This window comes from Nonomuraea sp. NPDC050310, from assembly GCF_040655795.1.
Taxonomy (GTDB): domain Bacteria; phylum Actinomycetota; class Actinomycetes; order Streptosporangiales; family Streptosporangiaceae; genus Nonomuraea.
The window spans coordinates 12,076-38,032 of record NZ_JBFAKP010000026.1 but is presented as its reverse complement, the minus strand read 5'-3'; the positions used below and the strand labels follow the sequence as shown (position 1 = coordinate 38,032).

The following is a 25,957-nucleotide window of genomic DNA, read 5'->3' as shown; positions in this document are numbered from 1 at the left end:
CCGGCTAGGCGCGGGTGAAGTCCGCCACCCAGTTGACCTCCCACGTCTTGCCCTGATCGGTGGAGAAGGCCTGCTCCCAGGAGCAGTGGTCGGCGTCCTGGACGGTCCAGACGAAGCGGCAGATGATCGGCGTGCCCTCGTGGAACTCGTCGGCGTAGAACTCGCCGCGGTCGCCCTCGAACCGGCCCACCGCGGGCACGGTGTCGAGCACGCCGGTCTTGCTGCTGGCCCAGTAGATCGACCACAGCTCGGTCTCGGGGTTGTAGAGGCGCAGGGTCAACCCGGACGTGCCGCGCTCGGGGAAGTACACCTCGTCCACGCAGGCCGCGCCGCCGAAATGCCGGGTCGCGACCGTGGTGCCGGTGAACTCCTCCCATTCGTCACAGCCGGCGAGCCGCTTCTTGAGATAACGCTGCTTGGAGGTCCACTTGCCCTCCAGGAAGTCGAAGTCGTTCATGGCCGGACGGTAAACCGTCATCGCTGCCATCTATTGTCAGTGTCATGCGCGCTTCCCGGCTGCTGTCCATCCTCCTGCTGCTGCAGACGCGCGGCCGGATGACCGCCCGCGAGCTCGCCGAGCGGCTGGAGGTGTCGGTGCGCACGATCTACCGCGACGTCGAGTCCCTGCACGCCGCGGGCGTGCCGCTGTACGGCGACGCGGGGCCGTCGGGCGGCTACCAGTTGCTGGAGGGCTACCGCACCAGGCTCACCGGGCTGACCGCCGACGAGGCGGAGTCGATGTTCCTCGCCGGGCTGCCCGGCCCGGCCGCCGAGCTCGGGCTGGGCTCGGTGGTGGCCGCCGCGCAGCTCAAGCTCAAGGCCGCGCTCCCGGTCGAACTGCGCGACCGGGCCGAACGCGTCCAGGAGCGCTTCCACCTCGACGCGCCGAGCTGGTACCGCGAGCGCGACGAGCTGCCCTTCCTGCCCGCCGTGGCCGACGCGGTCTGGAACCAGCGCGTCATCGAGGTCCGCTACCGGCGCTGGGAGGCGCCGCATCTGGTCACGCGGCGGCTGGAGCCGTACGGGCTGGTGGTCAAGGCGGGGCGGTGGTACGTCGTGGCGGGCAGCGGCGGGCAGGTGCGCACCTACCGGGTCTGGATGATCCAGGACCTCCACCCGCTGGACGAGCACTTCACCCGCCCGGCGGACTTCGACCTGGCCGGCTACTGGCGCGGTTACCTCACCGCCTTCGCCGCCCGCCTGCACCAGGGCGAGGCGGTGGTACGGCTGTCGCCGCGCGGCCTGGAGCGGCTCGGCACGCTGATCACGCCCGGCATGGAGACGGCGGCCCGGGAGAGCGCGGGCGAGCCCGACGCCGACGGCTGGGTCACCGCGGTCGTGCCGATCGAGGGCGTCGACGTCGCCCTGGGCGAGTTCCTGCGGCTGGGCGGCGAGGTCGAGGTGGTGCGGCCGGTCGAGCTGCGCCGCCGGCTCGCCGAGGTGGCCGCCGCGCTGACCCGCTTCTACGGGGAGGAACGGGTCAGCGCGACGTCCAGCGCATCAGGTGGTAGGTCCGGGTGATCGAGAAGCCCGCGCCCAGGTAGAGCCGGGCGGCCGGGCTGTCCTCGCCGGTCCACAGGAACCAGGCCCCGTGCAGCCCCTCGGCCCGCATCCGGGCCAGCGTGCGGTGCAGCAGGATCTTGCCGAGCCCGGTCCCGCGTTCGGCCGGGTCCACCCCGAAGGGGCCGAACCGCTCGGCCGGGCCCTGGTAGGCGCCGTAGGCGGTGAACCCGGCGATCCGCCCGTCCTTGCGCACGACCAGCAGGCGCTCGTTGTCCGGGAACCTCCTGATCGCCTCGGCCCAGTCCGGGTTGAAGCCCGTCCCGGCGAAGCGCACCAGCTCCGGCAGCTCCCCGTCGGCCGGGCACCCCACCTCGTAGCCCTCCGCGAGCCGCTTGGCCGCCAGTTCCAGCACCTCGGACGGCGGCGCGTACCCCACCAGCGACCGGTCCATGGCCAGCGCGGTGGTCACCACCCGGAAGCCCAGCTTCTCCAGCAGCCCCCGGGCCTGCGGATAGAGCTCCAGATCCAGCCCCGGAGCCACGTAGTTCGGCGTGTACCCGGCCACGTCCACCCGGTTGCGCCCCTCCCGGGCGAGGAAGTCCAGCGCCTCGCCCACCAGCCGCCGCCCCACCCCGCTCCCCCGGATCCCCGGCTCGACGAAGAAGAACGGGATCCACCCGGCCTCCGTCTCCGTCCCGGCCGCGTACGGCGACAGCGGCACCAGCCGGCGCACGGCGTAGGCGCACCCCACGACCCGCCCGTCCAGGACGGCCACCCGCAACCCGGCCGGGTCGAAGTTGGGGTCCAGCAGCACCCGGTCCCGCACCCACCGCCGCGTGGTCGGATCGGCGGGCAGGCTGAGGTTCCACGCCTCGACCAGCCCGGCCTCGTCACCGGCCTGGAAGCCGCGGTAGCCGACCACACCGGCCGGAAAAGTCGCTGTCATCCCGTTCCTCCGTTGACACGTGAGACCCGCTCATCAACCATCCAGGGACAAGAGCCCCACCCCCGAGAGGATCCCACCCCCATGGGCCTTGCCGCCGTCGCCCTCCCCTTCGCCCTGGCCGTCATCATGTTCGGCCTCGGGCTCAGCCTCACGGTGAGCGACTTCCGCCGCGTCGCCGCCTACCCCAAGGCCGCGATCATCGCCTTGACCTGCCAGATCCTGCTCCTGCCCGCGCTCTGCCTGGGCCTGATCCTGCTGTTCGACCTGCCGCCGGTCCTGGCGGTCGGCATGATGCTGCTGGCCGCCTCGCCCGGCGGCACCTCGGCCAACCTCTACAGCCACCTGTTCGGCGGCGACGTCGCCCTCAACATCTCGCTGACCGCGATCAACTCGGTGATCTCCGTGGTCACCCTGCCGCTGATCGCCAACCTGTCCGTCGGCTTCTTCGGCGCGCAGGCGAGCGGCCTGGGCCTCCAGCTCGACAAGACCCTCCAGGTCGTCGCCATCGTCCTGGTGCCGGTCGTGCTCGGCATGCTGGTCAAGGCCCGCCGCAACGCCTTCGCCGAGCGGATGGGCAAGCCGGTCAAGATCGCCTCGGCGGTCATCCTGGTGCTGGTCATCCTCGGCGCCGTCTGGCAGGAGCGGGCCAACATCGGCACCTACCTCGCCGAGGTCGGCCTGATCACCCTGCTGTTCAGCGTGCTGAGCCTCACCGTCGGCTACTGGGCGCCCCGGCTGGCCGGGGTGGAGCGCGAGCAGGCCATCGCCTCCTGCATGGAGATCGGCATCCACAACTCCACCCTGGCCATCACCGTGGCCAGCTACGTGCTGGTCAACACGCAGATGGCCATCCCGGCGGCCACCTACGGCATCCTCATGTTCTTCACGGCCGCGGTGGCGGGGTTCCTGCTGCGCGCCCGCGCTCAGCGGCCCGCCTTGCGGTAACCGTCCAGGACGTCCTGCCGCAGCAGGTGCCCGAAGCCCGCCCGCTCCAGCCGCACGCCGAGCTCGGCCACGCCGCACCCCAGCGCCGTGGCCGTGGCGGCGAGGTTCCAGTCGTGCGCGGCCAGGCGGGTCAGCAGGTAGCCGCGCCGGCGCTGCGGCTCCGACAGCCGGAAGGTCTTGAGATAGGCCAGCCGGCCGTCGTCCGTGGTGATCGTCTCGCCGAGGTGGCTCTCGGTGTCGCGCTCGAAGGAGGGCAGGAAGCGGCGCAGCGTGAAGCGGCCCATCCGGTAGATCTCGTCCCAGTGCGAGGCGTGCAGGCCGCCGGCCATGACGGTGGCGTGGAAGGCGGCCCACTCCTCGGCTTGGCGCAGCGCCTCTGACCTCAGGTCGGCCACGGAGGCGATGCGGCTCTCGTCGAGGGTGACCGGGAAGTCGCGCACCGCCGGGTGGTACCACGCGTAGTCGTGGATCAGCTCGCCGTACAGGTCGCGGACGAGCGTCGGGTGCAGCGCGCGGTAGTCCTCCTGGTGCGGGACGACGAAGGCGGCGGCCAGGGCGTCGGAGACGTAGACCGCCACGCCGCACTGGCCGGGGTGGATCTCGAACACGCGCAGCGCGTCGTCCAGGCCCCGCACCTGCGCGCCGGTGTAGGCCTCCTCGCCGCGCGGCGACAGCCCGTGCCGCAGGGCGCGCTGCGACCACTCCGCCCATGCGATGGACGGGCCCTTGAAGTGCAGGGAGAGGAAGCCCTCCAGCGCCAGGTGCAGCGGGAGGAAGCGCAGCCGGTTCGGCTCGGTGCGCCGCGCCATCCCGCGCCGCTGCTGGACCGGGATGTGCTCGCGCGGCCCCGCCTCGCCGAGCTGCGTGCCGTACGCGGCGGCGGGGCTGCCGTCCTCGCTCCACGAGGCCACGAAGGCGTGCGGGACGTAGGCGACGTACGCGCTGCGATCCGGCAGCGCGACCACCGACAGCTCGTCGCCGTAGACCTTGGGGTGCAGGCGCAGGTCGACGATCGGCTCCGGCCGCACCAGCGGCACCAGCCGGACCCCGCCCCACGTCTGCGGGGCCTTCGCCACCAGCCCGGTGAACTCGATCATCGCCTCTCCAGATAGGCCAGCAGGTCGGCCACGTCGGTCCGCCCGGTCGCGAACTGCGCCAGCTCCACCAGCGCCGGCAGGTGCTCGGCGTCGCGGATGCCGACCGTCGGCACCAGCGGCGACAACGCGCGCACCTCGAACCGCTCGGCGTCGTAGACCGGGTTGACGTGCACGAGGCGCACCTCGCCGGCCCGGTCCAGCCGGTCGGACCACACGCGCAGCACCTCGGCGGCCAGGCCCGGCGGCGCGTTGTCCCAGCCGTCCGAGACGATCACCAGCCGCTCCGGCCGCTCCTCCAGCGCGTCGATCAGCCGCATGCCCAGCGGGCTCGGGCCGCTCGCGCGCACCAGCAGCGGATCGACCGTCCCGGACACCCAGTGCGCGCGGTACTGCCCGGCCAGCGCCGCCAGCAGGTGGTCGCAGGCCAGCGCCACGGCCAGCGGCCGGTTCCGCTTCACCGGCGAGCCGAAGGCCGAATAGCTGTCGTCCAGGACCGCCGCCACGCGGCCCCAGGTGCCGGCGCGCTTGCCCGCCACCCGCACCGCCGCCGCGCTCAGCGCGCCGGTCAGCTCCGCCCGGCGCGCCGCCCGCTCGGCGACCGGCAGCGACAACACGTAGGACGCCAGCCGGACCAGCGGCATGGCCGCCAGGTCGGCTCGCGTGTCCGTGCCCGCCCGGCCCGCCGACTCCAGCAGCCGCAACCGCTCCAGCCGGGTCAGCTTCGGGGCGATCCGCTCCAGGAAGACCTCCCGCTTGATCCCGCGCCGGGCCGCGAACCCCTCGGCCACCGTGTACGGCAGGCTGTACAGGGCCTCCTTGTCGAAGTGCGCGCGCCGCCAGGCCTCCAGGATGGGCGTCTCGTAGCGCTGGCGCGAGAACGGCGCGAACAGGAAGTCCGGCAGCTCGCCCTCCAGCTTCAGATGCGCGTGCCGCACCGCCGACTTCAGCCCGGCCCGGTACTTCACCGCGTCGAACGCCAGGTCCGGCCGCGCCCGCAGCCAGTCGCGCAGCACCGCGCGGGTCCGCCGGTTGTTCACCCCGGCGGCGCGCAGCTCCCGGAAGAGCGCGTACACCCGCGGCGGCGACATCCGCGCCAGCCGCTGGGACACCAGCTCGCCGCCGCCCGAGGTCGCCAGCAGGTGCCGGATCACCCGGGCCGCGTTGTGGTCGTTCAGCTCCAGCGCCAGAACCGCCGCGTACACCTCCGGGTAGTTGCCCCGGATGTACTCGTGCAGGAAGTCCAGGGACAACGTCTGGCTCGCCTGCCCGGAGTGGAACTCGCGCTGCCCCGTCGCCGCCGTCGCCGCGTTCACGAACAGCAGCAGGTCCTCGTACCCGACGTCCATGCGCCCTCCCCGTCGTCCTGGCCGGCCGGGGAGTGGAGGTCCGAGCAGCGAAGCATCACTTCTAAGGTGGGTTCCGGAAGTCGGCACCGAAGTCCCGCGACCGGCCAGGAACGTGACGTTAGCAGGGGATTCCGGCGATTCGCGACGCGGCTTCCTCGGCGCGACCAACCTCGCAAAAATGCGCTCTCCCGACATTCCCGGCATCCTTGACGGGTGCTCGAGTCGAGGGCGGTCAAGCCCCTGCTGATCGCGGCCCAGGTGGCCGGCGCCTGGGTGGTGGGCGCGGTCGCCATGCCGCTGGCCCTGCAGATCCTGCTGATCGCCGCCTTCGCCGGAGGCACCTCGTTGCTCGTGGTCGCCGTGGCGGTGAGTCTCGCCGTGGTCATGGCCTACCTGATCGTGCTGGTCAAGGCCACCCACCAGGCCTCACCGCTGGGCGCCACGGCCTGGCGGCGGGCGGCGTGGGCCGGCCTGGTCCTCGGGGCCGGTACGGCAGGCTGGGCCCTCGGCTGGGCGGCGACCGACGCCGCCGGGCTGGGCGTGAGCGGCGACGCCCAGGCCACCCTGCTGCTCGGCGGCCTGCCGTACGCGCTGGTCGCCGGGATGTTGCTGCGCCCCTGGCCGTTCAGCGCCGCCGCCCTGGCGCTGAGCGTGGCCCTGACCGGCGCCGGCGTCGTGGCGCTCCGCCGCGAACCGCCCGACGACCTGGAACGGCGGCTCGCGATCGCCCACCTGCCCCGCGAGACCGCCTACGCGGTGGCCATCCCCGGTTACGTCCCCGGCGACGACCGTGATTACGGCGGCGGGCTCGGCGGCGGCGGCTTCCGCCCGGCCGATCCCGCGGCGGTGCCCGGTCCTCGCTACCTCACCACGACGGTCCACGAGGGTCTCCGGGCGGGCGAGCGGATGTGCGGCCAGCCCACCGCGACGGACTCCCGGCTGAGCTGGGGTTCCTGCCGGGTCGAGGCGGACGGCCTGGTGTACCGGCACAACGCGAACGAGCACGGCTACCAGGTCTCCGTGGGCCGCCGCTTCGTCACCGTCATCGCGAGCCCCGCGGTCAGCCACGACCTGGTGCGCGCCGCCGCCCGGACCGTGCGCCCGGCCACGGCCGGCGAGCTCGGCGACGGCCACGAGCAGACCGGCGCGTACTACGCCGTCACCGTCCCCGGCTACCGCGGCCGGCCTTCCGGCACCCCGCCGGGCATGGTGTACGAGCCGCTCGACCACGCCGCGACCGGCCCGCACAGCGTCACGATCGCGCTCCACGTGACCTACGCCAACGACGACTCCCTCTGCTTCCTGGCCGTCGAGTGCACCAGGGACGCCGCCGGTCTCACCTACGCCCGCCACGACGACCGGCACAGCTTCACCGTCCGCCGCGGCGGCCTGGACGTCCGCGTCGAAGGCGGCCTCAAGGTCGCCGGAGCGCTGCTCCGGCGGGCCGCCCTCGACGCCCGCCCGGTCACCGACGCCGAGCTCCGCAGGATCTTGCCGCCGCTGAAGCCCGGCGACCACCTCGACCGCTTCCGGCGCTGGCTGCGCACCTTCTGAGCGCTTGCGGACGCGCTCAGCCGGGCCGGTTGCCGGTCGGGATCACGATCTTCGTCTGCGCGCCCCGGGTGAGGTAGTAGGTGGTCCACTTCTTGACCATCTCGTCCAGCAGCCAGGCCGCGCCCGGCACCAGCGGCAGCCCGATGACGCCCTCGCGGAACTTCACCAGCAGCGGCCAGGCGGTCCTGACCACCGGGTCCCAGAGCGGCTCGCGGGGTATGCCGTTCCAGTCGGCCACTTGGTTGCCGGTGAGGTAGCGGCAGAAGGCGTTGACCAGTGGCTTGTCGATGCCGCCCGGGCTGGTCAGCTCGGCGAGCATCTGCCGCAGGATGGCGTTGAGCTCCACGCCCTCCCGCGTCGGCCCCATGTTGCGCGGCAGCACGATGTCCGACTGCGTGTAGGAGGTCTCCCACGTGGCCGGGAGGAACTCGTCGCGGATACCGAGCATGTGCCCCATCACCTGCAGCGAGTGCAGGTACCCAGCCGACTCGGCGGAGGAGATGCGCACGTTCCAGTCGCGCAGGCCGCGCATGGAGTAGGTGGCCAGCGTGTGCCAGGTGACCAGCATGTCCTCCTGGCTGATCGGGATGGGCCCGGGCCAGTGCGGCGAGGACTTCAGCAGGTGCCGCACGGCCGCGTGCACCAGGCGGGTCTTCACCGCCTCGACCACCGCCGTGCCGCCGGCCGTCCAGGCGTTCCGCGGCCGGACCGCGTAGGCCAGGATGTTGGTCTTGGCGACCCGGTCCTTGAGGTCGGCGCCGCCCGCGGAGTAGTAGACCGCCTGCGCCTCCTTTGGGATGGCGGTGGCCAGCATGCCGGCGCCGACGATGGTCAGCACGACGATGTAGTTGCCCTTGAGCGCGTGGAAGCGGGCTCCGGCCTCCAGCTTGGCGTGGTCGACCCACGGCGGCAGCGCGCGCGCCTGCTCGATGAAGGCCCGCAGGTCATCGGGCAGCCCGGCGGGCAGCGGCTGGTCGTTGTGGTTCCAGTCGTACAGCAGCCGGTTGACCTCGGGGATGAGCCCGCGCTCGAACAGCGAGGCGAGGAGCGGGTCGGCCACCTCGTCCCACACCCAGCGGGGATCGGCGCCGCTGCCGGAACCGGCGATCGACCCGCTGGCCGGCCATTCCCAGCCGGCGGTGAGGGAGCTCGCCTGGGCCGGGGCGGTCATGCCCAGCGCGCCCAGCGCGCCCAGGGCGGTGCCCGAGATGAGTATCTCGCGCCTGCTCAGCTCTGCCATTGCTCTGCACTCCTTCGAGGTGGGGGGTCCCGCTCAGGACATGCCGTGGTGCCAGGGTGATACTGAGAAACAGATCATGAGTCCGTGTATCATCATCAGACCATAGTGTGACAGACATCACAAGGCCGCCCGTGCGGCAGAATCCTCTGCAGGAGGTGATCGTGGAATCTGTGCTCTCCGGCTTCCTGGCGCCGGCGGACTCCGAGTCGCTGCTCGAACGCGCCTACGTCGACGCCGTCGAAGGCGTCGGCGACCCCGACGAGCTGCGGACCCGCATCCTGGACGCGGCCTACGAGCAGTTCTGCCGGATGGGCATCAGGCGCTCCACGATGGAGGACGTCGCCCGGCTGGCCAAGGTCTCCCGCATCACCGTCTACCGCCGCTTCGACACCAAGGACACGCTGGTCGAGCACGTGGTCCGCCGCGAGTTCCGGCGCTACTTCGACCAGTTCCTGATCGACATCGAGCAGGCCGGCACCGCGGCCGACCGGGTCGTGCTGGGCTTCGTGTCCTCACTGCGGGCCATCCGCGGCAACCCGCTGATCGGCGGGCTCATCGCGGCCGGGCCCGACCTGCTGGTGCCGTCCATGACCGCCGACGGCGGCCAGACGCTCGCCATCGTGCGGCAGTTCGTCGCCGGCCAGCTCCGCCACGAGCAACGCGCCGGCCACGTCGCGGCCGATCTGGACGTCGACCTGGTGGCCGAGATGATGGTGCGGATCTCGACGTCGTTCCTGACCATCCCCAGCGAGGTCGTCGACCTCGACGACGACACGCAGCTCGCCGCGGTCGCACGGCGCTTCCTGGTGCCGATGCTGCACGCCCCGGAAAACGCGGAAACCGCCGCTGACTGAGGTCAACGGCGGCTTCGATCGGGGTGGAGCTATGGGGATTCGAACCCCAGACCTCTTCCATGCCATGGAAGCGCGCTACCAACTGCGCCATAGCCCCTGGTCACCGCTTCGGGTCCGCCCGTTGCGGCGCTCGGAGAGCATATCCGCTTCCCCGCGAATTCACCTAATCGTCGGTCGCGGCCGGGCTGTCGTCGCTGTTGACCGGCTCCGGAAGGGTGCCCGCGTTGTGCTCCAGCAGCCGCCAGCCCTGCCGGCCCTCCTCCAGGACCGACCAGGAGCAGTTGCCCAGCCCGCCCATGGAGTGCCACAGCTCCTGCGGCAGCCCGAGCAGCTTGCAGATGCCGAGCCGCAGCGCGGCGCCGTGCGAGGCGATGACGAGCAGGCCCGAGTCGTCGAGCTGGGCGGCCCAGCGGCGCATCGCCGTCGAGACCCGCTCGGCCACGTCGGCGACGTCCTCACCTTCGGGCGCCTCCCAGTTGACGTACTCCTCCGGCCAGCGGGAGGCGATCTCCCGGCGGGTGAGGCCCTCCCACAGGCCGCCGCCCCGCTCGCGGAAGTCCTTGTCCACCGCGACCGGCAGGCCGACCAGGCGGCCGAGCGCGAGCGCGGTGTCGTTGGCCCGCTGGAGGTCGGAGGAGACGATCAGCGACGGGCGCAACGAGGCGAGCAGCGAGGCGGCGCGGGCCGCCTGCGCGTGACCGGTCTCGTCGAGCGGGATGTCGGAGTGCCCCTGGAAGCGGTGCTCGACGTTCCACAGGGTCTGCCCATGGCGGAGGCAGACGATTCTCCGGCTCAAGGGCGGGCCCGCTGGATGTTGGTCTGCCGGACGCTCTCCGGCAGGCCGATGGCCGGGCAGTCCTTCCACAGCCGCTCCAGGGCGTAGAAGGTGCGGTCCTCCTCGTGCTGCACGTGCACGACGATGTCGAGGAAGTCGAGCAGGACCCAGCGGCCCTCGCGCTCGCCCTCCCGGCGCACCGGCTTGGCGTCGGCCTCGATGCGCAGGCGGTCCTCGATCTCGTCGACGATCGCGCGGACCTGCCGGTCGTTGCTGGCGGAGCACAGCAGGAAGGCGTCAGTGATCACGAGCTGCTCACTGACGTCGTAGGCGAGGATGTCGTCGGCCAGCTTGTCGGCCGCCGCCTCGGCGGCGATCTTGACGAGCTGGACGGCTCTGTCGGATGCGGTCACGATGCGGGTCAGTCCTCCACGGTAAGCACTACTGCTTCCAGGTTACCCTTCCACGGCTCCGAGCCACCCCGCACGTGGATTAAGGCCGGTACAGGCCTCGTTTGCCGATGTACTGCACGATGCCGTCCGGCACGAGGTACCAGATCGGCTCGCCGCCCTCGACCCGCTCGCGGCACTCCGACGAGGAGATCGACAGCGCCGGCACCTCGATCAGGCTGACCTTCCCCTTGGGCAGCCCCGGATCGCGCAGCGTGTGCCCCGGCCGGGTGCAGCCCACGAAGTGCGCCAGCTCGAACAGCTCGTCCACGTCCCGCCAGCTCAGGATCGCCGCGAGCGCGTCCGCGCCGGTGATGAAGTAGATCTCGGTGTCCGGCCCGTAGTGCGCGGCGATGTCGCGCAGGGTGTCGATGGTGAACGTCGGGCCCGGCCGGTCCACGTCCACCCGCGAGACCGAGAAGCGCGGGTTCGACGCCGTGGCGATCACGGTCATCAGGTACCGGTCCTCGGGCGCCGACACCTGCTGGTCGTCCTTCTGGTACGGCCGGCCGGTCGGCACGAACACGACCTCGTCGAGGTCGAAATGATGGGCCACCTCGCTGGCCGCGACGAGGTGACCATGGTGGATCGGGTCGAAAGTGCCGCCCATGACCCCCAGGCGGCGCTTCCCCTCCCCACGTGGCGCGTTCATCATGCTTGGGAAGATACGCGCAAGCCGTACGAAGCTTTACGGCACCCCCTTCCCAAGGAATCGCGCACCACACCAATCGCGGACGTAGCATGCCCGCATGACGACCACCCCGGATCGCAGCCGCGTCCAACTGCCCGGCATCTCGTCCCGTGCCTACGAACACCCCGCAGACCGGTCCGCGCTGGTCGCTCTGCGCAAGCTCAGCGGGTTCGACACGGTGCTCAAGCAGATGTCCGGCCTGATCAGCGAACGACGGCTCCGCCTCATGTACCTGGCTTCGGCCGTACGGGTGAGCGAGACCCAGTTCCGCTCGCTCTACGACATGGGCCGCGACGCGGCCTACACCCTCGACCTGCACCGCGTGCCTGAGATCTACGTCCAGCAGGACCCGCGCGTCCAGGCCATGGCCATCGGCTTCGACGACCCGTTCATCGTCGTGACGACGGGTCTGCTGAACCTCATGAACGAGGAGGAGCAGCGTTTCGTCATCGGCCACGAGACCGCGCACATCCTGTCGGGCCACGCGGTCTACCGCACGATGCTCGACATCCTCACCCGCCTCGCCACCCGCGTCGCCTGGATCCCGCTGGGCTACATCGGCCTGCGCGCGATCGTCGCGGGCCTGGAGGAGTGGTACCGCAAGTCCGAGCTCTCCTGCGACCGCGGCGGCCTGCTCACCGGGCAGAACCCCGAGGCGGCCAAGCGGGCGCTGATGAAGCTCGCCGGCGGCGACTACACGCACGAGATGAACATCGAGGCCTTCCTCGCCCAGTACCAGGAGTACGACACGGCGGGAGACCTGCGTGACGGCTTCCTCAAGGTGCTCAACCTGCTCGGCACCACCCACCCGTTCGCGGTGGTCCGCGTCGCCGAGCTGGACAAGTGGCACCGGGGCGGCGACTACGAGCGGATCCTGGCCGGCGACTACCCCCGCCGTGAGGACGACGCCAACGCCCGCGTCTCCGAGGAGGTCAAGGCCGCGGCCGAGTCCTACCGCCGGTCCTGGTCGGAGTCGCAGGACCCGTTCATCGGCGTGCTGCGCGACGTCGCCGAGGGCGCGGTCAACGCCGGCGAGCGGATCTTCAACCGCTTCGCCCGCCGCGACGGCGGAAGCACGAGCTGACCACCCTGCTCACCTGGTAAAAGGTCTGGAAGAAAGTCATCTTCCAGACCTTTTCCACGCCTGCCGGGAGCCCCTACTGTCACATCCGTGAAATTCGCCCTCCTCGCCGCGCTGTCCGTGCTCCCGCTCAGCGGCGCGGCCTACCCCGTCACGGATCCCGTGCTGACCAAGAACCCGCTCTACCGGGCGGGGCCGCTGCAGGACAGCACCTGCGCGGAGCAGGAGATCAGGCCGCGCAACCGCGCCGACGCCCGCGCCTACATCGACGCGGTCATCACCTGCCTGGAGCGCACCTGGCAGCAGCACCTCACCGCCGCCGGGCTGCCGTTCAAGCCGGTCAACGTCAAGTACCTGGCCAAGTTCCCGCGCAAGTGGTGCGACATGGAGATCGGCGAGGGCGACTCCCAGTCCTGGTACTGCGGCAAGACCTCGACCATCGCCGTCCAGCTCGGCAACGAGTGGCTCAACGAGCCGGGCGACCTGTGGCTGTTCTCCAACACCGCGACCATGTACGCCATGCACGTCCAGCAGCTCGTCGGCATCGGGGCGGCCTATGACGCCGCGCCGTACAGGAACAAGGCCGAGCTGAGCGAGCAGATCCGCCGCTACTCCCTGCAGAACGACTGCCTGGCCGGGGCGTTCATGAAGAGCGTGTGGCCGCTGCCGGGCCGTACCGACGACGACTGGGACTACCTGCTCTCGCTGTTCCAGGGCGACGAGGCGGGCCGGCCGCGCGAGTGGGGCAAGGCCTCGACCATCAAGGCCTGGACCAAGCGCGGCTTCGCCCAGGCCGACCCGGGCGCCTGCAACACCTGGACCGCCCCGCCGTCGAAGATCGGCTAGAGCAGCAGGGCGATCGCGCGCACCGCGGCCGCGCACAAGGCGACGAACCCGCCCAGCACGGCCAGGGCGCGCAACCCCTCGCGGCGCAGGTCGGGCAGGCGGGCGCCGATGCGCTCGATCTCGCGCCCGAGGATGCCGCCGCAGACCACCCCGAAGACCACGCCCGCCGCGGTCACCGGGGCCACCTGCTGCCACCAGTCGCCGCCGAGCTCGCCGCCGGCCACCGCCCACAACGTGAGCCCGGCCAGGGCGGCGGCCGGCACCCCCGGCCACACGGCGGCGGCCAGCGCCGCGCCCGCCGCGGCGAACGGGAAGCTCAGCACGCGCAGCGTGATGCGGATCCGGCGCGAGGTCCGGTTGCGCACCAGCCAGTGCCCGGCCCAGAGGGTCCGGGTGAGGATCACGAAGGCCGCGGTGATCCCGAAGGTCGCCACCGGCCAGATCACCGTCGCCACCACGCACGGCACGGCGAGGACGGCGAGCACCAGCAACGCCACGTTCCCGGCCGGCAGCGCGGTCGCCGGGGCCTCCGCCCCGGCCTCGGCCGTCCGGCGGGCCCGCCGCACCTTGGCCACCCCCGCGGTACGGCCGGCCACCCCGGGCCGCGCCTCGGCGGCCACCCGGGCGACGACTCCCCCACGGGCCTCGCCCCGGCCCCGCCCGGGCAGCCGTCCACGCACGCGCTCACCGGTGCCGGGCCCGTCGTCCGAGGCAGCCCGCCCCCGCAGGAGCCGGCCCGGCGACTCCTCCGACGCCCGTCCCCTGGCCTCCTCCGCCGCCCGCCCGCGAGACTCCTCCGCCGCCCGGCCCCGCACGGAACGCGCCGCCCCGTCCCCACGGGACGACCGTGCGGCGCCGTCATCGGCGGCGCGGCCCCGGGCAGCCCGCCCCGTTCCCTCGTCCATCACGCGGCTCCGGCCCGGGCGAGCCGTCCCGTCCTCCGCGGCACGGCCACGCCCGGGACGAGCCGCTCCGTCGTCGGTGGCGCGGCGACCGGTCCGGGTCGTCCCGTCCTCCTCCGGCGCCGGCCGGGCGGCCCGGCCGCGCTCGCCGGCGCCCTGCCCCTCCTCCACGATCGTGCGCCCCCGCACCCGCCCGTCCGCAGGCGTGCGAGGCTTGGGCGGCTCGGCGTCGGAGGCGGCCTTGACCAGCCGGGAAAGCCGGTCGGCCAGCATCGCGGCGGTCGGCCGCTTGGCCGGCTCCCGGTTCAGCGAGGCCCGCACCAGCGGCAGCAGCCCGGCGGGCACCCCCTTGAGGTCGGCCTGCCCGTTCAGCACGTTGTACATCTGCGCCTCGGCCGTGCCCCGCCCGAAGGTGGGCCGCCCGGTGGCCGCGAACGCGACCGTCGCCGCCCACGCGTAGACATCGGCCGGCTCGGCCACCTGCTCATCCGCGAACAGCTCGGGCGGCGCGTAGCCGGGCGTGCCGAGGAAGGTGCCGGTGAGCGTCAACCGGGTGGCGTCGCTGACCTGCGCGATGCCGAAGTCGATCAGCACCGGGCCGTCGTCGCTCATCAGGATGTTGGCCGGCTTCAGATCCCGGTGCACGATCCCGGCCGCGTGCACGATCGCCAGCGCGGTCGCGATGCCGCGGGCCAGTTCGAGCAGGTCGGCGCCGAGCAGCGGGCCGCTTCGCCGTACCCGGTGGAGCAGGGTGTCCCCGTCGATGTACTCCATGACCAGGTAGGGACGCGAGCACTCCAGGTCGGCGTCGAGCACGCGGGCGACATAGGGGCTCTCGACCCTGCGCAGCGCGCGCACCTCGCGATCCAGCCGGATCCTGGCGTTGTCATCGTTGACCAGGTCGCGAAGCACCTTGACGGCCACCTGATCGCCACGACGGCTGGTGGCGAGGTAGACCTCACCCATCCCGCCACGGCCCAGCCGTTCAAGAAGGGCGTAGGGCCCGACCTTGCCGAGCTTGCTCACCGTCCCTCCCCTGCGCCCATAAGGGCACAACTTTAACGCTGAAGGGCACGCCAATTACTCAAGGCGCGCCGTTACTTCCGAAGGAGCTTGTCGAGACCGGCCGCCGGCTGGTCGTTCAGCCGCTTGCGGCCCTTGCGGCGCCAGTTCACGTGGCCCTTGGCCTCGAGCCACAGCAGCAGCCGGTCGGCCCCGAACAGCACCGCCGCCGAGAAGGCGAGCGCGACGACGATCTCCATGCGCCCAGTCAAGCGTTTACCCACCGTCAGGGCACGATGACACGCCGCTCAATCCCGGACGTGACCCTCTCCGGTGTAGATCCACTTGGTGGAGGTGAGCTCCGGCAGCCCCATCGGGCCCCTGGAGTGCAGCTTCTGCGTCGAGATGCCGATCTCCGCGCCGAAGCCGAACTCGCCGCCGTCGGTGAAGCGGGTGGAGGCGTTGACCGCGACCGCCGCCGAGTCGACGAGCGAGACGAACCGGCGGGCGGCCTGCTGCGAGCGGGTGACGATCGCTTCGGTGTGCCCGGAACCGTAGGTGCGGATGTGCGCGACGGCCTCCTCCAGCGAGCCGACCACCTTGGCGGCCAGGTCGAGCGAGAGGTACTCGGTGAAGTAGTCCTCCTCCGTCGCCTCGACCGCGCCGTGCGCGACGAACGCGGCGTCGCCGTGGACCGTCACGCCCGCCGCCTGGAGCGCCGCCATGGCCAGCGGCACGAACTCCGCGGCCACCTCCTGGTGCACCAGCAGCGACTCGGCCGCGTTGCACACCGAGGTCCGCTGCGTCTTGGAGTTGAGCAGGATCTCCAGCGCCATGCCCAGGTCGGCCCCCGCGTCCACGTAGACGTGGCAGTTGCCCACGCCGGTCTCGATCACCGGCACCGTGGACTCCTCCACCACCGAGGTGATCAGCGACGCCCCGCCGCGCGGGATCAGCACGTCCACCAGCCCGCGAGCGCGCATCAGCTCCTTGACCGACTCGCGCGTCAGGCCGGGCACGAGCTGGACCGCGCCCGCCGGCACGTCGGTGCCGGCCAGTGCCTCCTGCATCACCCGCACCAGCGCGGTGTTGGACTCGTAGGCGCTGGAGGAGCCGCGCAGCAGCACCGCGTTGCCGCTCTTGAGGCAGAGCGCCGCGGCGTCGACGGTGACGTTGGGGCGGCCCTCGTAGATGATGCCGATCACGCCCAGCGGCACGCGCACCTGGCGCAGCTCCAGGCCGTTGGGCAGGGTGTTGCCGCGCACCACCTCGCCCACCGGGTCGGGCAGGTCGGCGATCTGGCGCACCGCCTCGGCGATGGCCGCCACGCGCCCGGCGTCGAGCCGCAGCCGGTCGATCATCGCCTCCGGCGTGCCCGCCTCCCGGGCCCGCTCCACGTCGCGGCCGTTGGCCTCGACGATCTGCGCGGTGGCCGCGACCAGGGCGTCGGCCAGCACGCGCAACGCCCGGTCCTTCGGCGCCCGCGGCAGCGGGGCCAGCTCGGCGGCGGCCGCTCGTGCCGCGTGGGCGACCTTCAGGAACTCCTCGGACATCGCGCTCTCCTAAGGCTGGTGGGATTCAAGTATGACGATGTCGTCGCGATGGATCAGCTCGCGTTCGTACTCCGGGCCGAGCGTGCTCGCCAGCTCCTTGGTCGAGCGCCCGAGCAGCCCCGGGATCTCCCCCGCGTCGAAGTTGACCAGCCCGCGCGCGACCACGCCGCCGCCGCGCCCCACCAGGTCCACCGGATCGCCGGCGGCGAAGTCGCCCTCGACCGAGAGCACGCCCGCGGGCAGCAGCGACTTGCGGCGCGTCACCACGGCCTCGACCGCGCCGTCGTCCAGCGTCAGCCGGCCGCGCCCGGTGGTGGCGTGCGCGAGCCAGAGCAGCCTGGTGCCCGGGTGGCGGCCGCCGGGGTGGAAGTAGGTGCCGACGTCGGCTCCGGCGAGCGCGTGGGCCGCGTGCGCGGCGCCGGTGAGCACCACCGGGATGCCCGCGCCGGTCGCGATCCGCGCCGCCTGGACCTTGGTGACCATGCCGCCGGTGCCGACCGCAGAACCGTTGCGGCCGATCTCGACCCCGGCCAGGTCCTCCGGCCCGCGCACCTCCGCCAGCCGGCGTGAACCGGCCCTGGACGGCGGCCCGTCGTAGAGCGCGTCCACGTCCGACAGCAGCACCAGCGCGTCGGCCCTGATCAGGTGGGCCACCAGCGCGGCCAGCCGGTCGTTGTCGCCGAAACGGATCTCATCCGTCGCGACGGTGTCGTTCTCGTTCACCACCGGCACGATGCCCAGGTCGAGCAGCCGGTCGAGGGTGCGCTGGGCGTTGGCGTGGTGGGCGCGGCGCATCATGTCGTCGGCGGTGAGCAGCACCTGGCCCACGCGCAGGCCGTACCGCGCGAAGCTGGAGGTGTAGCGGGCGACGAGCACCCCCTGGCCGACCGAGGCGGCGGCCTGCTGGGTGGCCAGGTCGCGCGGCCGGGCGCTGAGGCCGAGCGGGCCGAGCCCGGCGGCGATGGCGCCCGAGGAGACCAGGACGAGCTGCGTGCCCGTGCGGCGGCGCGCCGACAGCACGTCGACGAGGGCGTCGACGCGATCGACGTCGATCATGCCCTGTGGCGTGGTGAGGGAGGAGGAGCCGACCTTGACCACTACCCTCGACGCCGCGCTGATCTGTTCCCGCACGCGAAAACCCTATCTGAGACCGGTCACCCGGCCCGCCGCTGTTTCGCCATCCGAGACGGCGGCGGAGCCGGATGCCGAAGCGGCCCGGGCGAGTCGCCCAGGCCGCGTGAGCTCAAGTGCTGTACGGGGGTCAGCCCAGGCGGTTGTCGGTGCCGCGCGGGCCCTGGCGGACCGCCTCGGCGTTGAGGGTCGGCTGCCAGTCGAAGACGTAGCCGTTCTCCATCGAGCCGATGACCACCTCGGCCCCGGCGGTGGCGCCCGCCTTGGCCAGCTCGTCCTCGATGCCGAGCCGCTCCAGCCGGTCGGCCAGGTAGCCCACGGCCTCGTCGTTGGTGAAGTCGGTCTGCCTGATCCACCGCTCCGGCTTCTCACCGGTGACCTGGAAGGTGTTCTCGCCCACCTTGCGGACGGTGAAGCCCGCCTCGCCGAGCTGCCGAGGCCGGATGACCAGCCGCGTCGGCTCCTCGACCGGCTTGGCCGCGCGCGCCGCCGCGACCCACTCGCCCATCGCGAAGATGAACTCCTTCAGGCCCTCGTGCGTGGCCGCCGAGATGGTGAAGACCCGCATCCCGCGCGCCTCGAACTCCGGCGTGACGATCTCGGCCAGCTCGCGCCCGTCCGGCACGTCCGCCTTGTTCAGGACGACCATCCGCGGCCGGTCCTCGAGCTGCCCGTAGGCGTGCAGCTCCTTCTCGATGGCCTCGTAGTCGGAGATCGGGTCGCGCCCGGGCTCCATCGTCGCCATGTCGATCACGTGCACCAGCGCGTCGCAGCGCTCCACGTGCCGCAGGAACTCGTGGCCCAGGCCCTTGCCCTCGGAGGCCCCCGGGATCAGCCCCGGCACGTCCGCGACGGTGAACACCGTCTCCCCCGCCGTCACCACGCCCAGGTTGGGCACCAGCGTGGTGAACGGGTAGTCGGCGATCTTCGGCCGGGCCGCGCTGATCGCCGCGATCAGCGACGACTTGCCCGCGCTCGGGAAGCCGACCAGCGCCACGTCCGCGACGCTCTTCAGCTCAAGCACCACGTCCAGCCCGTCACCCGGCTCGCCCAGCAGCGCGAACCCGGGCGCCTTGCGCTTGGTCGAGGCCAGCGCCGCGTTGCCCAGCCCGCCCTGGCCGCCCTTCGCGATGACGTACCGCGTGCCCGCGCCGACCAGGTCGATCAGCACCTCGCCGGTCGAGGCGTCCTTCACCACCGTGCCGTTGGGCACCGGCAGGATCACGTCGCCGCCGTTGGCGCCGTCCCGGTTGGAGCCGTGGCCCTGCTTGCCGTTCTCCGCCTTGCGGTGCGGCCTGCGGTGGTAGTCCAGCAGGGTGGCCGTGTTGGGGTCCACCTCCAGGATCACGTCGCCGCCGCGCCCGCCGTTGCCTCCGTCGGGGCCGCCGAGCGGCTTGAACTTCTCCCGGTGGACCGAGGCGCAGCCGTGTCCCCCGTCGCCGGCGGTGATGTGCAGCACCACCTGATCGATAAAGTCCGGCATTTCCGCCTCCAAAGCCAAAAACCTAGATTCTGTACGGCTGGCGCCCGGTCAGGCCCAACCGCCGCACGTGGCCGGGCCCCCTCCAGGGAGACGGCCGACGAGACCCACGGGGCCGGCCCCGCTACGCCCGGCCCACTCGGGGCCACGGGTCAGCTACGCCGAGCCCGTCGGAGGCCTGGGCAGCCAGGGCCGGTCTTCCCGGCCGGTCCAGCCGGGCCGAGCCGCGCGGTTCCCCCCGCGACCGCCCCCTGGTCAACGGAACGCGTGCCGTACCCCATCCATGCCCCGGCAGCCGGCGAACCGACCCCCGAAAACACGAAACGAGGGGCGGACCTGTCGATCCACCCCTCGCATCAACGCTCGTCGGCGCGCGATTACTCCGCGGCCGGGACGATGCTGACGGCCTTGCGACCGCGCTTGAAGCCGAACTGCACGTGACCAGCGGTCAGCGCGAACAGCGTGTCGTCGCCACCACGGCCGACGTTGTCACCCGGGTGGAAGTGGGTGCCACGCTGACGGACGATGATCTCGCCCGCGTTGACGAGCTGGCCGCCGAAACGCTTGACGCCAAGGCGCTGGGCGTTGGAGTCACGGCCGTTCCGAGTGGACGATGCGCCCTTCTTGTGTGCCATTTCTCAAACTCCCAATCAGGCCTTGTCGATTCCGGTGACCTTCACCTGGGTGTACCGCTGGCGGTGACCCTGGCGCTTCTTGTAACCGGTCTTATTCTTGTACTTGAGGATGCGGATCTTCGGACCCTTGGTCTCGCCGAGGATCTCGGCCGACACCGTGAACTTGCCCGCCTCGGTGGTGACATCGCCATCGTTGACGACGAGCACCGTCGGCAGCGAGACCGAGGAACCGACCTCACCGGCGACCAGGTCGATCTCAAGGACGTCGCCGACGGACACCTTCTGCTGCCTGCCGCCGCTACGAACGATCGCGTACACCGCGGAACCCTTCTACTGTCTGCTGTGCGATGGGCGCCCGGGAGGACCGGTCACCAATCGCCGAATGCTGCGCCCGAGCACCCGTCTCCGTCAGGAAAACCGACGACCCAGGTGGGCGCGCAAAGAAGGCGCGCCACTGAGCGCACCGGTTTACTAGGTTACCGGATGAACGGCAACGTCGTCGAACCGGACGGATCGTCGGCCGTCCGCCGAATCAGTCGGCGGACTTGGCTCGGCGGGAGCGTCGCCGCCCCCTGCCAGAAGTCTGGTTTGCCTGGTCGTCCTCGTGAGGAACGTCCTCCAGCGCACCGGTCACAGTATCACGACTCGGAGCCCCGTTAGCTGCCGAGACCTTATCCGCGACCGCCTTCTCGACAGCCATCTTGCCCTGCGTGCCACGCGGCTCGGGCTTCGACTCGACCGGCTCGGTCGAGACGATGACCCCGCGGCCGTTGCAGCAGTCGCACGGCGTCGAGAAGGCCTCCAGGAGGCCTTGGCCGACCCGCTTACGCGTCATCTGCACCAGACCCAGGGAGGTGACCTCGGCGACCTGGTGCTTGGTCCGGTCGCGCGCCAGGCACTCCAGCAGCCGCCGGAGCACGAGGTCGCGGTTGGACTCCAGCACCATGTCGATGAAGTCGATCACGATGATGCCGCCGATGTCGCGCAGCCGGAGCTGGCGCACGATCTCCTCGGCGGCCTCCAGGTTGTTCCTGGTGACCGTCTCCTCCAGGTTGCCGCCCTGGCCGGTGAACTTGCCGGTGTTGACGTCGACCACGGTCATGGCCTCGGTCCGGTCGATCACCAGCGAGCCGCCGCTGGGCAGCCACACCTTGCGCTCCAGCGCCTTGCCGAGCTGCTCGTCGATGCGGTAGTGCGCGAAGACGTCGCCTTCGGCCCCGTCCCACTTCGACAGGCGGTCCTCCAGATGCGGCGCGACGTACTTCACGTACTCGTCGACCGTCTCCCAGGCGTCCTCGCCCTGCACGACCAGCGAGGTGAAGTCCTCGTTGAACACGTCGCGCACGACCCGGATGGTCAGGTCGGGCTCGGCCGACAGCAGCTCGGGCGGCGAGGCGGACTTGGCCTTCTTCTGGATGGCCTCCCACTGCGCCGACAGCCGCGCCACGTCGCGCGCCAGCTCGTCCTCGGAAGCGCCCTCGGCCGCGGTGCGCACGATGACGCCCGCGTTCTCCGGCATGACCTTCTTCAGGATGCTCTTGAGCCGCGTGCGTTCCTTGTCGGGCAGCTTGCGGCTGATGCCGGTCATCGACCCGTCCGGCACGTACACCAGGTAGCGGCCCGGCAGCGAGATCTGCGAGGTGAGCCGCGCGCCCTTGTGCCCGATCGGGTCCTTGGTGACCTGCACCAGCACCGACTGCCCCGACTTCAGGGCGGTCTCGATGCGCTTGGGCTGGCCCTCCAGCCCGGCGGTGTCGAAGTTGACCTCACCGGCGTACAGCACCGCGTTGCGGCCCTTGCCGACGTCGACGAAGGCCGCCTCCATCGAGGGCAGCACGTTCTGGACCTTGCCCAGGTAGACGTTGCCCACGTAGGACTGGCTGGCCTCGCGGTTGACGTAGTGCTCGACCAGGATGCCGTCCTCGAGCACCGCGATCTGCGTGCGGTCGCCGGTGCGGCGGACCACCATCATGCGGTCGACCGACTCGCGGCGCGCCAGGAACTCCGCCTCGGTGATGATCGGCGGACGGCGGCGGCCGAGCTCGCGGCCCTCGCGGCGGCGCTGCTTCTTGGCCTCCAGCCGGGTCGAGCCCCGCACGCTCTGCACGCCGTCGGCGGCCACGTCCAGCAGGGCCGCGCGGCCGGTGCGCGGCGCGCGGATGCGCACCACGGTGTTCGGCGGGTCGTCGGGGGTGGCGGCCGGCTCGTCGGAGTCGTCGCCGCGACGCCGGCGGCGACGCCGCCTGCGCGAGCCGGACGAGGACTCCTCGTCCTGCTCCTCCTCCTGCTCCGCGGCCTCCTCCTCGGCGCCTTCCTCCGCCTCGTCGGCGTCGTCGCGCTCGCGGGACTTGCCGCGGCCCCGGCCACCGCGCCGGCGGCGCCTGCGGCGGCCTCCGGCCTCCTCACGGTCGCCGTCGTCCTCGGTGTCCTCGCTCTCGTCGTCCTCCGCCTCGTCCAGCTCGGTGTCGTCGGTCTCGGTGACCGTCACCTGCGGTACGGCGGGCACGACCGGCTCCGGCCGGGCCGGGATCGCCTGGCTCGGGTCGGGCGCCTGGAACAGCGGCGTGAAGATGGCCGCGGGGCGCTGGAAGACCGGCTGGTCGTCGCGGCGCGCGGTGAACCCGAACGGGTCGGACAGCAGGCCGGGGCGGGTGATCGGCTCCTCGTCGAGGTCCTCACCTGCGGGCTCGTCGTCGAGCGGCTCGTCCTCGGGCAGCACTTCCAGGATGTCGGCGGCGACCTCGTCCACCACCGGCTCCGGCTCGGCCTTCTTCCGGGTGCGGGTCCGCTTGACCGCCTTGACCGGCTGCTCCGCCGAGCCTTCGCCCTGGACGGACGCCTCTACCGGCTGCGCGGCGGTCGCGGGCTGAGCGGTCGCGGCCTCGAGGCCCGACGGCTGAGCGGCGGACGGCTGGGCGACGGTCGGCTGGGCAGTCGTCGGCTGAGCCGTCGCGGGCTGAGCGGTCGCGGGCTGAGCGGTCGCGGGCTGAGCGGTCGCGGGCTGGGCAGCGGTCTCGGCGGCGCTGGGAGCGCTCTCCGCGGCCTTGGACCGGCGGGTGCGGCTCGTGGTGCCCCTGGTGGCCTTGACCGGCTGAGCGGCCGCCTCAGCGCTCTGGGCCCGCGGTCCGGCGCTCTCGTCCACCTCGGGCGGCGGACCGGCGGCGCGGGTGACCTTCTTGACCGGGCTCTCCCCAGCGACCGGCGCCACGACGACTTCGGAAGCCGACCCCGCAAGGCGGGTGACCGGCGCGCTCGGCGCCTCGTCCTCCACCTCGGGCGGCGGACCGGCGGCCCGCGTCACCTTCTTGACCGGCCCGGACTCCGCGACCGGCGCGGCCGGAGCCACGACCACCTCGGACGCCGACCCCGCCAGCCGGGTGACCGGCGCACTCGGCGCCTCGTCCTCCACCTCGGGCGGCGGACCGGCAGCCCGCGCGGCCTTCTTCACCGGCGCACGCCTGGCCCCGGCACCCGCCCCCGCCCCCGCTCCCGCGGAGGCGTCGGCCTGGCCAGCCGGAGCACCGGCGGCGTCGCTCACCGGGGCACCGCCCGCAGCGGTGGGGGTGGCGGGCGCAGTGGCGGCGGCCTCTTCGGCAGCGGCGGCCTCGGCGGCGGCCTTCTTGGTGGTCCGGCGAGCGCGCTTGGGCTTGGCGACGGCCTCCTCGACCACCGCACCCACCGCGGCCTCGACCGGGCTCCCGGCCTCAGCCGAGCCCGCGGCGCCGGCCGTACCTCCGGTCCCGGCCGAGCTCACGTTGCCGGCCGTACCTCCGGTCCCGGCGGAGCTCGCGCTGCCGGCCGTACCCCCGGTCCCGGCCGAGCCGCCGGCTTCGGCCGAGTCCTCCGGCTTTCCCGGGTTGACGACGATCACGCTCGGCGTGTCGTCCACGGGTGCGCCGGCGGGCCGGCTGGCCGACCTGCGCCGCTTGGCGGTGCTTCGTTCCTCGTTTGTGTCCCCGTCGGCGCCTGCGGCGCCGGCGTTGGGCTCGTTGTCGAGCATGCGGGCGTTCTCCCGTCAGCTCCCGGGCGCAGGGTCTGCGCCGCGCGGGAGCTCTCGTGTCTCGTTGTCCGCCCGCGTCCTCCGGAGAGGGCGCGGGCGCCAAGTCCTGTCAGGGGCGGCAACACCTGGTGGGGCGTTGCCTAACCGCCGCCGTGCTCGCCCGCCGGTCCCGTGTCGCCGCCGCGCGTCGTGTCGCGGTCAAGGTCGAGCGGGTCGGCAGGCTCACCGGTCGCATCGAGCGGCCCCTGCGCCAGCCTGATCACCTCGGGGGGAATCGGCGGCGCGAAGTCGGCCACATGACGCAAACCTGCGAGCACGTCGTCGGGTCGAACGGCAGGAGTCATGTGCCGAACAACCATGCGCAGTATGACACACGACTGCCCGGGCACCTGAGCTGCGGTTCTGTCTGTTTCCTCAAGGCTGAGCACAGCCTCGCGCGCGTCGAACCGGCGGATGCCCTTCTTGGTGAGGCGCTCCACCTCCACGGTCTCGGCCGCGAGGAACTTCTCCACCGCGCTCCGAGCCGACCCCGCGTCGGCTCCGGGCAGGCGCAACTCCCAGACCGAGGCCTCCAGCCGCTCGGCGAAGCCCGCCGTGCGCGCCTCGACGACGTCGAGCACGTCGAGGCCGGGGGGCAGCGAGGCGTCCAGATCGGCCAGCAGCCGGCCCGGGTCACACGGCTCGGTGACGCCGATCTCGAGGTATTCGGCCTCGCTGGCGACGCCGGTCGGCGCCGCTCCCGCGTAGGAGATCTTGGGGTGGGGTGAGAAACCCGCACTGAACGCGACCGGGATTCCGGCGCGGCGAACCGCCCGCTCCACCGCCCGCGAGATGTCGCGGTGGCTGGTGAATCGCAGGCGGCCACGCTTGGCGTAGCGCACGCGAAGGCGCTGCGCCGTCGGCGCGGGAGCCGGCCCTTCGGGAACAGATTTCAGAGCCTGTCTTTCCTTTCTCACGTCAAGGCGAGCCGTACCCGGCGGGTGGGCTGCCTCTCCATCCTGTTGGAAGTTCTTCCCCCTCAGGATAAGGCCGCGGGCAAGCCATCAACCCCCGCTGACCTCCACGATCTTGTCCGCTCCGGTCACGTCCCGGTCACGTGCCATCATCATGCGATGAAAAGCATGCTGGTCACCGGTGCGAGCGGATTCGTCGGCGGTGTCACGGCCGCGGCCGCCGCCGCGGCGGGCTTCGCCGTGCACGGCACCCGCCTGTCCGGAAGCGGACATTGGGAACGCCTCGACCTCACCCGGGACGACGCCACCCTCGCCCTCGTGACGCGGCTCGCGCCGGACGTCATCGTGCACACCGCCGCCAGGTACGGCGACGACCGGGTCATCGTCCAGGGCAGCGCCGCGGTCGCCGCGGCGGCGAGCCGTACCGGGGCCCGGCTGGTGCACGTCTCGACCGACGCCGTCTTCGGCGGCGACCGCGCTCCCTATGACGAGAGCGCCTCGCCCGCCCCGATCACCCCGTACGGCAGAGCCAAGGCGGCGGCCGAGGAGGCGGTCACCCGGCTGTGCCCCGACGCGGTGATCGTGCGCATCTCCCTGGTCATCGGCGACGGCGGGGCCAGCCCGCACGAGCGCCTGGTCCATGACGGGATCCCCTGCTTCGAGGACGTGCTCCGCACTCCCGTGCACGTGACCGACCTGGCCGCGGCCCTGGTGGAGTTGGCCGGCTCCGGTCTCACCGGCGTGGTGCACTTGGCCGGCGCCGACGACGTGAGCCGCCTGGAGCTGGGCCGGCTGATCGCCGCCCGCGACGGCCTCGACCCGGCGAGCGTGTGCTCCGCCCGGGCGGCGCAGCCGTACCCGCTGGACACCCGCCTGCGCAGCACCCGATGGCCCGCCCTGCGCGGCGCCCGCGAGTTCCTCAAACCGTAGGCAGCGTCAGCTCAGGCCCTAGAAGGAGGGCCACCGACAGGTCC

General features: G+C 72.3%; 24 protein-coding genes and 1 tRNA gene. 7 read left to right on the top strand and 18 right to left on the bottom strand.

Annotated elements, in window-relative coordinates; genetic code table 11:
• Window positions 1-4 precede the first annotated feature (4 nt).
• Window positions 5-457, bottom strand: a complete 453-nt coding sequence (locus AB0I67_RS37635; RefSeq protein WP_357934137.1) for a hypothetical protein — start codon at window positions 455-457, stop codon at window positions 5-7.
• Window positions 458-501: 44 nt separating this feature from the next.
• Between AB0I67_RS37635 and AB0I67_RS37630 the strand changes: the two genes are divergently transcribed.
• Entirely contained in the window at window positions 502-1,521 is a 1,020-nt protein-coding gene (locus AB0I67_RS37630) for a WYL domain-containing protein (protein WP_357934134.1), read from the top strand.
• Here AB0I67_RS37630 and AB0I67_RS37625 read toward each other — a convergent pair.
• Complete coding sequence (locus tag AB0I67_RS37625) at window positions 1,481-2,449, bottom strand: GNAT family N-acetyltransferase (protein WP_357934131.1); 969 nt, start codon at window positions 2,447-2,449, stop codon at window positions 1,481-1,483. The two genes, AB0I67_RS37630 and AB0I67_RS37625, sit on opposite strands and share 41 nt — an antisense overlap.
• A gap of 81 nt (window positions 2,450-2,530) precedes the next feature.
• Here AB0I67_RS37625 and AB0I67_RS37620 point away from each other — a divergent pair, with 81 nt between their 5' ends.
• Window positions 2,531-3,394: a bile acid:sodium symporter family protein gene (locus AB0I67_RS37620; RefSeq protein ID WP_357934127.1), complete on the top strand. Its 864-nt coding sequence runs from the start codon at window positions 2,531-2,533 to the stop codon at window positions 3,392-3,394.
• Here AB0I67_RS37620 and AB0I67_RS37615 read toward each other — a convergent pair.
• On the bottom strand, window positions 3,373-4,491 hold the full coding sequence (locus AB0I67_RS37615; protein WP_357934124.1) for a hypothetical protein: 1,119 nt from the start codon (window positions 4,489-4,491) through the stop codon (window positions 3,373-3,375). The genes AB0I67_RS37620 and AB0I67_RS37615 overlap by 22 nt on opposite strands.
• Entirely contained in the window at window positions 4,488-5,837 is a 1,350-nt protein-coding gene (locus tag AB0I67_RS37610) for a hypothetical protein (RefSeq protein ID WP_357934121.1), read from the bottom strand. Before AB0I67_RS37610 ends, AB0I67_RS37615 begins: the two co-directional genes overlap by 4 nt.
• Before the next feature lie 213 nt (window positions 5,838-6,050).
• Between AB0I67_RS37610 and AB0I67_RS37605 the strand changes: the two genes are divergently transcribed.
• Complete coding sequence (locus tag AB0I67_RS37605) at window positions 6,051-7,391, top strand: hypothetical protein (protein ID WP_357934119.1); 1,341 nt, start codon at window positions 6,051-6,053, stop codon at window positions 7,389-7,391.
• Between the two features lie 16 nt (window positions 7,392-7,407).
• Here the strand turns inward: AB0I67_RS37605 and AB0I67_RS37600 are convergent, their stop codons facing one another.
• Window positions 7,408-8,631 carry an oxygenase MpaB family protein gene (locus tag AB0I67_RS37600; RefSeq protein ID WP_357934117.1) on the bottom strand — a complete coding sequence of 408 codons (1,224 nt, stop codon included), beginning with the start codon at window positions 8,629-8,631 and terminating at the stop codon, window positions 7,408-7,410.
• 161 nt (window positions 8,632-8,792) lie between these two features.
• Between AB0I67_RS37600 and AB0I67_RS37595 the strand changes: the two genes are divergently transcribed.
• A complete protein-coding gene (locus tag AB0I67_RS37595; RefSeq protein ID WP_357934114.1) occupies window positions 8,793-9,485 on the top strand; it encodes a TetR/AcrR family transcriptional regulator in 693 nt (230 codons plus the stop codon).
• 24 nt (window positions 9,486-9,509) lie between these two features.
• Here the strand turns inward: AB0I67_RS37595 and AB0I67_RS37590 are convergent.
• The 4 genes from AB0I67_RS37590 to nadD all read right to left on the bottom strand — a co-directional run bounded on the left by AB0I67_RS37590 (window position 9,510) and on the right by nadD (window position 11,364).
• Window positions 9,510-9,582, bottom strand: a tRNA-Ala gene (locus AB0I67_RS37590).
• 66 nt (window positions 9,583-9,648) lie between these two features.
• On the bottom strand, window positions 9,649-10,281 hold the full coding sequence (locus tag AB0I67_RS37585) for a histidine phosphatase family protein (RefSeq protein ID WP_357934111.1): 633 nt from the start codon (window positions 10,279-10,281) through the stop codon (window positions 9,649-9,651).
• Window positions 10,278-10,673 (bottom strand): ribosome silencing factor, encoded by a 396-nt coding sequence (gene rsfS / locus AB0I67_RS37580; RefSeq protein WP_357934109.1) that lies wholly within the window; start codon window positions 10,671-10,673, stop codon window positions 10,278-10,280. The genes AB0I67_RS37585 and rsfS overlap by 4 nt, the downstream gene beginning before the upstream one ends.
• A gap of 79 nt (window positions 10,674-10,752) precedes the next feature.
• Entirely contained in the window at window positions 10,753-11,364 is a 612-nt protein-coding gene (nadD, locus tag AB0I67_RS37575; protein WP_357934106.1) for a nicotinate-nucleotide adenylyltransferase, read from the bottom strand.
• A 94-nt stretch (window positions 11,365-11,458) separates the two neighbouring features.
• On the opposite strand from nadD, the gene AB0I67_RS37570 reads away from it, so the two are divergent.
• Entirely contained in the window at window positions 11,459-12,484 is a 1,026-nt protein-coding gene (locus AB0I67_RS37570) for a M48 family metallopeptidase (RefSeq protein WP_357934104.1), read from the top strand.
• Between the two features lie 87 nt (window positions 12,485-12,571).
• Window positions 12,572-13,327: a hypothetical protein gene (locus AB0I67_RS37565; protein WP_357934103.1), complete on the top strand. Its 756-nt coding sequence runs from the start codon at window positions 12,572-12,574 to the stop codon at window positions 13,325-13,327.
• Here AB0I67_RS37565 and AB0I67_RS37560 read toward each other — a convergent pair.
• The 9 genes from AB0I67_RS37560 to AB0I67_RS37520 form a co-directional block, all read right to left on the bottom strand.
• Window positions 13,324-15,255, bottom strand: a complete 1,932-nt coding sequence (locus tag AB0I67_RS37560; protein ID WP_357934100.1) for a protein kinase — start codon at window positions 15,253-15,255, stop codon at window positions 13,324-13,326. The two genes, AB0I67_RS37565 and AB0I67_RS37560, sit on opposite strands and share 4 nt — an antisense overlap.
• A gap of 71 nt (window positions 15,256-15,326) precedes the next feature.
• Complete coding sequence (locus AB0I67_RS37555; protein WP_357934098.1) at window positions 15,327-15,491, bottom strand: hypothetical protein; 165 nt, start codon at window positions 15,489-15,491, stop codon at window positions 15,327-15,329.
• A 48-nt stretch (window positions 15,492-15,539) separates the two neighbouring features.
• Entirely contained in the window at window positions 15,540-16,784 is a 1,245-nt protein-coding gene (locus AB0I67_RS37550) for a glutamate-5-semialdehyde dehydrogenase (protein WP_357934095.1), read from the bottom strand.
• A 9-nt stretch (window positions 16,785-16,793) separates the two neighbouring features.
• On the bottom strand, window positions 16,794-17,915 hold the full coding sequence (gene proB, locus AB0I67_RS37545; RefSeq protein WP_357934092.1) for a glutamate 5-kinase: 1,122 nt from the start codon (window positions 17,913-17,915) through the stop codon (window positions 16,794-16,796).
• Between the two features lie 130 nt (window positions 17,916-18,045).
• Window positions 18,046-19,398 carry a GTPase ObgE gene (gene obgE / locus AB0I67_RS37540; RefSeq protein ID WP_357934090.1) on the bottom strand — a complete coding sequence of 451 codons (1,353 nt, stop codon included), beginning with the start codon at window positions 19,396-19,398 and terminating at the stop codon, window positions 18,046-18,048.
• A gap of 374 nt (window positions 19,399-19,772) precedes the next feature.
• Entirely contained in the window at window positions 19,773-20,030 is a 258-nt protein-coding gene (rpmA, locus tag AB0I67_RS37535; RefSeq protein ID WP_357934087.1) for a 50S ribosomal protein L27, read from the bottom strand.
• 15 nt (window positions 20,031-20,045) lie between these two features.
• Window positions 20,046-20,348, bottom strand: a complete 303-nt coding sequence (gene rplU, locus AB0I67_RS37530; protein ID WP_357934085.1) for a 50S ribosomal protein L21 — start codon at window positions 20,346-20,348, stop codon at window positions 20,046-20,048.
• Window positions 20,349-20,562: 214 nt separating this feature from the next.
• Complete coding sequence (locus tag AB0I67_RS37525; RefSeq protein WP_357934082.1) at window positions 20,563-24,030, bottom strand: Rne/Rng family ribonuclease; 3,468 nt, start codon at window positions 24,028-24,030, stop codon at window positions 20,563-20,565.
• A gap of 140 nt (window positions 24,031-24,170) precedes the next feature.
• Complete coding sequence (locus AB0I67_RS37520) at window positions 24,171-24,965, bottom strand: TIGR03936 family radical SAM-associated protein (protein ID WP_357934286.1); 795 nt, start codon at window positions 24,963-24,965, stop codon at window positions 24,171-24,173.
• A 177-nt stretch (window positions 24,966-25,142) separates the two neighbouring features.
• Between AB0I67_RS37520 and AB0I67_RS37515 the strand changes: the two genes are divergently transcribed.
• Entirely contained in the window at window positions 25,143-25,913 is a 771-nt protein-coding gene (locus tag AB0I67_RS37515; protein ID WP_357934080.1) for a sugar nucleotide-binding protein, read from the top strand.
• Window positions 25,914-25,957 lie beyond the last annotated feature (44 nt).